The sequence below is a fragment of the Acetomicrobium sp. S15 = DSM 107314 genome, assembly GCF_016125955.1.
Lineage (GTDB): Bacteria > Synergistota > Synergistia > Synergistales > Thermosynergistaceae > Thermosynergistes > Thermosynergistes pyruvativorans.
In genome coordinates this window covers 1-374 of sequence record NZ_JADEVE010000212.1, presented here as the reverse complement: position 1 = coordinate 374, position 374 = coordinate 1, and the positions used below count along the sequence as shown (strand labels likewise).

Sequence of the window (374 nt, the reverse complement as noted above, 5' to 3'; positions counted from 1 at the left end):
AGTATCACGATGCGGAAAAGAAAGAACTCCTATCTTACACTCACGTGCCAGATCCGGAACCAGACGTGGGACAGGAACTGCAGATCCGCCGGCGAGTAGAATCTCTTGCTAATGCGGAATCCCTGGCCAGAAAAGAGCTCCGTCTTGCCCTCCCTCAAGAAGCAAAGCCCTAATGTCACGGCTCTGTTAGGGTGTAGCAGGTGCCAGGCCAGGCCGTAGAAGCGCATCTGCTCGGCATACAGCTCCATAGGGGCGTTCTCCAGGGACGAGCTCACTGGCTGGGACGGTTATTTGATGACCGTCGCGGATGACGCTGGCGACCGGAGCCGCCATTTTCTTTAGCGCCGCCAAAGCCTGTTCCGCTTTGGATTCTT

The 374-nt window shown here is 56.4% G+C and carries 1 protein-coding gene; it reads right to left on the bottom strand.

The genetic code is table 11. The features are described from left to right. Positions 1-186: 186 nt before the first annotated feature. Positions 187-374, bottom strand: a 188-nt coding sequence (locus EZM41_RS05835) for a hypothetical protein (RefSeq protein WP_198470191.1), incomplete at its 5' end; no start/stop codon positions are given.